Source organism: Leptotrichia sp. oral taxon 879 str. F0557, assembly GCF_000469385.1.
GTDB classification, from domain to species: domain Bacteria; phylum Fusobacteriota; class Fusobacteriia; order Fusobacteriales; family Leptotrichiaceae; genus Leptotrichia; species Leptotrichia mesophila.
In genome coordinates, this window is the sequence record NZ_KI271356.1 from 19265 (window position 1) to 20614 (window position 1350).

Annotated in this window: 3 protein-coding genes; 2 read left to right on the forward strand and 1 reads right to left on the reverse strand. The window is 31.0% G+C overall.

The window, feature by feature from the left end:
• Together HMPREF1552_RS11705 and HMPREF1552_RS12375 are read left to right on the forward strand one after the other, a co-directional pair.
• Positions 1–711, forward strand: a 711-nt coding sequence (locus tag HMPREF1552_RS11705) for an XRE family transcriptional regulator (protein ID WP_021745253.1), incomplete at its 5' end; no start/stop codon positions are given.
• Positions 712–732: 21 nt separating this feature from the next.
• A complete protein-coding gene (locus HMPREF1552_RS12375; protein WP_021745254.1) occupies positions 733–909 on the forward strand; it encodes a hypothetical protein in 177 nt (58 codons plus the stop codon).
• Here HMPREF1552_RS12375 and HMPREF1552_RS13030 read toward each other — a convergent pair.
• The gene (locus HMPREF1552_RS13030) at positions 904–1113 is read right to left on the reverse strand and encodes a transposase family protein (RefSeq protein WP_196808141.1); all 210 of its coding nucleotides are present in this window, start codon (positions 1111–1113) and stop codon (positions 904–906) included. The genes HMPREF1552_RS12375 and HMPREF1552_RS13030 overlap by 6 nt on opposite strands.
• Between the last annotated feature and the right edge of the window lie 237 nt (positions 1114–1350).

Consider the following 1350-nt stretch of genomic DNA (forward strand, 5'->3'; position numbering starts at 1 on the left):
TTTGAGTTTAGTTTTAAAGCAGTTTTACTATATAGATGTGGAGGAATTAATATGAATATTGGTAAACGGTTAAAGGATTTACGAAAGGAAAATTCTTTATCAATGGATTCCCTTGTTGAAAAATTAAATAGGGAATATAATCTTAACATAACTAAAAGTATGATTTCACGTTGGGAAAATAATTTATCTGAGCCAAGCAGCAAGTTTATTACAGCTTATGCAAAATTTTTTAATATTGACTTAAATTATTTAGCTGGAATTACAGATATAAAAAATCCAGCTCCAGAGCCTTTAACTCCTATCGAAATATTCGAGATCCCGATGTATGGAAAGGCTAGTGCTGGTACAGGATATATCAACCTTTCAGAAGAGATAGGCAGTTATCCGGTACCACAAAACATTTATAGAAAAGGAATTTTTGCAATTAAAGTTTCTGGTGAAAGTATGACTGGTCTTGATAAAAGTATTCCTGATGGTGCTATTGCCATTGTTGATCCTGAACTTTGCAGTAATCCAATAAGCTTAAACGGTAAAGTTTGCGTTTTTGAATATAATGATGAGACATATATAAAACAATTAATAATAGATAAACAGGGAATTATCAGATTATGTTCATTTAATCCTGGTTATGATGATATTATTGTTTTGAATACAGAATTATTATATTGTAAAGGAAGAGTAATCAGAACTTTTGTAGAAAATCAATGGTAAAAATAAAATGGAGGTATAAATGTGTCTAATAAAAATCAAGAGGAAAAATTTGAATATATAGAGATAAATGAAATTAAAATACCTATTTTATCCACTTTAGATTCTGAAACTGATACAGTCTCATTTGTTGACGGAGCAAAAGAATATCTTGAAAATTTAAACAAAGAAATGACATTAAACCTGTTTGACAACCTATAGTTCAAAATTATAAATTGTACAAATCAACGAGAATCTCATAGAAAATTTTCTTCTCTTGTTTCCATAACGTGTAGACACTATCCTGAATTTCTTGATATACCTGTTCACATGCTCTATGTAGATTCTCCGCTTTGAAATAGTCGAATTGTATTTTCTATCCTCTTTAGTTAATTTGTTCCTTTTTGTCGATTTTTTAAGTATCAAGCTGTTACTGTGTATCTTATTTATGCCTATGTATCCTTAGATCTTTTTCGTCTGCCACTATCTGAGTCTTTAGCGTGTGCTTTTTCTTTTTTCCCGAGTAATATTTCCGCTGTCTTTTTAGGATGCTCAATTTCGCATTCCGTAGTGTCAACCAGTACAACCTCTATCTCAGTGTCTCTGAAAAGCTCCCTCTTTTAGACAAGGAAAACTCCCCGCTTTTTATCAGTATGTTCTCAG